The following is a 2,907-nucleotide window of genomic DNA, read 5'->3' on the forward strand; positions in this document are numbered from 1 at the left end:
ACTTGCACGGCAACGAACCGTCCATCACCCTCGCCGCGCTCGTCGCCACCCACGCCCCGCACGCACTCCACCCGGCGAAACCCCCGTCGCCCGACCCGAACAGCAGAAAAGATCCGCTTTCCCCGACCGATCCGAACACACCCGACAGACCCCCAGCGAACCGTCCCACCACCGATCTGGACCTCTGGCCGACTCTCAACGCCTCCCCCGGCCGTCGCCGGCAACCCGAGGCGAGCCGGCCGGCCTCCGACGAGACGCCCGATCAGAACGCGGCGATCGCCGCCGGGGCGCGTTCGCCCCGGCCAGCGCCGCCGGCCACCGTATCCTCCCCACCGCGCCGGATACCGGCGTTGACCTCGTCGTCGACGTCGGCGTGGACCCACGGCCGCAGACCCGTGCGGGAAAATATCCGGTTCCAGCGCCCGGGAACTGCTCTTCTCAGGCGCAGTCGGGTCCGCTCACCCGAGGCCACCAGTAAGATCATTTTGGCGTTTCGTGACAGGGACCTGCGTACTGGGCCGTAACGGCTGACACGCGTCTCAGCTGGGCGTGCGGCGCGTCCCGGCCGGTTTGCGCGTGGACGTCCTCGGTGGGCCGGCAAGCGTCCGCGCGGTCCGCGGCCGGAGCGGCGCCGGTCGCCTCGGCGCGTACCACCCGCCGCGCCGTCCCCCGGTAGCCTCCGGCACGCCGGGCTTGAGAATGACGGGCCGGTCGGACGCCGGCTCGACCCCGACAACCACCGGACGCTGCGGTGCGGGCAGCGGCGGCCGGTGAGCTGTGCGCAGGACGGCAACCAGCACAGCGCTCGTGGCGAGCACGCCGGCGGACAACACCGTCTGAACCCACGTCCACCAACCGAGCGCATGATGTCCTGAGGACGGGCAGAGCACTGTCTCGACGACCATGCCGACACCCGCGGCCACACCGAGCGCGGGGCTACGGCGCGCGCCGCGCCACAGCGCGACGACCGCGACGCAGATGGCGGCAATCGACGCACAATCGACCGCGGCGTGCCACCAGTGCATGACCGGGTCGGGACCGTTCGGGTCCGGCTCGACCGACGGACACACCATGTAAGCGACCGCGAAGGCCACGGCGAGAAGCCGGCGTGTCGTCCGCGTCAGGGGCACGTCGCGACGGTACATCCACCGGTTCGCCACCGCGACCGGTTTTGCCGGCACCCCACCGGGGGCCGGGCGCGATACCGGAGAATCCCGGGCTCCTCGCCCGCATTCTCGACCAGACACCCGCGGAAACCCTGCGGGAACTGCTACTGCCCGCGTTGTGGGTGAACGCGGTCGCCGGTAGCCCGGCCAACGTCTGCGTGGACGCCGGGCATGTGCTGCCCACGCCTTCGGAACGGGAAGGGAGAACGGTGGGGCGTGAAGAGGTGGAGCCACGGAGCCTGTGCCCTCGCAAGCCCCGAACCGGTCACCCACCGAGGGACGATAGCCAGCCAGCGTCCCACTCGAACTGTCAGCGCCACGCGTGCTCTGTCAAGGCTGCGACTTTCCCATCCGCGCAATTACCGATCGCTGTATACAACCTTCTGCCGGATTCGCCGATGGCCGGCACGGAGGGAGATGCGTGGTGGCAACGCAACGGAAGAACCAGCGGGACCTGACCGTCGACGAATGGGCGAGGTTCATCGGCGCGGTCGATGCGTTACACGGCACCCGCGCCGCCGCGCCGGCCTACCGGGCGTTCGTCGGCGTGCACGTGGCAGCCATGAGCATGACGGGCATGGCATGGGGGGTGCACACTATGGGGTCGATGGGGATGGTGGGCCGGAACTTCCTCGCCTGGCACCGGCGGTTCCTCTGGCAGTTCGAGCAGCGCCTCCAGCGGGAGGACCCGACCGTGACGATCCCCTACTGGGACTGGATCACCGACCCGGCCATCCCGACGGCACTGGCCGATCCGGCCACGCTGAAGCGGTGGAGCGTCGTCCGACACTGGACACCGGCGGATATGCCGACCAAGGCGGAACTCGACCTTGTGACGGCGCAGACCAGGTTCTCCCGGTTTCAACGCCGCCTCGAACTGGGCCCGCACGCCGAGGTCCATGTCGCGGTGGGCGGCGAAGACGGCAGCGGGACGATGAACAGTCCCAGCTCCCCAGCCGACCCGATCTTCTGGCTGCATCACGCGAACATCGATCGGCTCTGGGCGGACTGGCAGATCCACCACGACACAGCCACCCCGGCGAACACCACCGAAGTTCTCCAACCGGCGCCGTTGTTCGCGGTCACGGTCGCCACCCAGCTCAGCATCGCACGCTTGGGCTATAGCTACGCATAAGACCCGGGTGGCGTCGCGGATGGGAGTTGGATCCATCTCAGGCTGTCACACCCGATCCTTCGTCTGCGTCATCGACGCCACCGTGACGCGGGTCTGTGCGGTCACCCCCGAGGGCAGCTGGCACCCCGAACAACCATGCCGCCGTTCCACAGGGACACGGAAGTTATGTGGCAAGAGAAGGCATGTGCCAGACAGGGGTTTCCGGCAGATTCGCGGCTGGGATACGGGCGGTGAAGTGATCGGAGGTGGCGGTCAGGGTTCGGTGAAGGTCGTCGGGGTGGTGCTGCCACCAGGCGTTGAGGTCCTTCACCCCGACGGGGGGCATGATGTTCAGGATGAGACGGCCTTGATGGGCGAGCTGGTCTGCCAGGCTGGCGGCGGCGTTCTGCCCGGCGGGCAGCTTGCCGGACGCGGTGGCGGTGTCGTCGTCGAAGCAGACGATGAACGTGGTGACCTCGGGGAAGCGTGCGATGATCCGACCGGTGAGGGCCTCGGCACTTCCGGGGCCGGCGTGGGCGGTGCCGAGGACGGCGACGGCGGCCAGGCCGGTGTGAGCGACGGTGAGCGCATCGGGGAAACCCTCGCAGATGACCGCGACGTCGGGTC

At 69.2% G+C, this 2,907-nt stretch carries 3 protein-coding genes and 1 pseudogene; 2 read left to right on the top strand and 2 right to left on the bottom strand.

Annotated elements, in window-relative coordinates; genetic code table 11:
- A pseudogene (locus tag NBW77_RS21920) lies at positions 1 to 524 on the top strand (hypothetical protein); the annotation flags it as partial.
- A 15-nt stretch (positions 525 to 539) separates the two neighbouring features.
- On the opposite strand, the gene NBW77_RS21925 reads toward NBW77_RS21920, so the two are convergent.
- The gene (locus NBW77_RS21925) at positions 540 to 1,130 is read right to left on the bottom strand and encodes a TDT family transporter (RefSeq protein WP_250280285.1); all 591 of its coding nucleotides are present in this window, start codon (positions 1,128 to 1,130) and stop codon (positions 540 to 542) included.
- A 460-nt stretch (positions 1,131 to 1,590) separates the two neighbouring features.
- Here NBW77_RS21925 and NBW77_RS21930 point away from each other — a divergent pair, with 460 nt between their 5' ends.
- Positions 1,591 to 2,301: a tyrosinase family protein gene (locus NBW77_RS21930; RefSeq protein WP_250280286.1), complete on the top strand. Its 711-nt coding sequence runs from the start codon at positions 1,591 to 1,593 to the stop codon at positions 2,299 to 2,301.
- Between the two features lie 163 nt (positions 2,302 to 2,464).
- Here NBW77_RS21930 and NBW77_RS21935 read toward each other — a convergent pair.
- Positions 2,465 to 2,907 (bottom strand): toprim domain-containing protein (locus tag NBW77_RS21935; RefSeq protein ID WP_250280287.1); only part of this gene is annotated, 443 nt, incomplete at its 5' end.

The organism is Frankia sp. Cppng1_Ct_nod (genome assembly GCF_920656135.1).
Taxonomy (GTDB): domain Bacteria; phylum Actinomycetota; class Actinomycetes; order Frankiales; family Frankiaceae; genus Protofrankia; species Protofrankia meridionalis.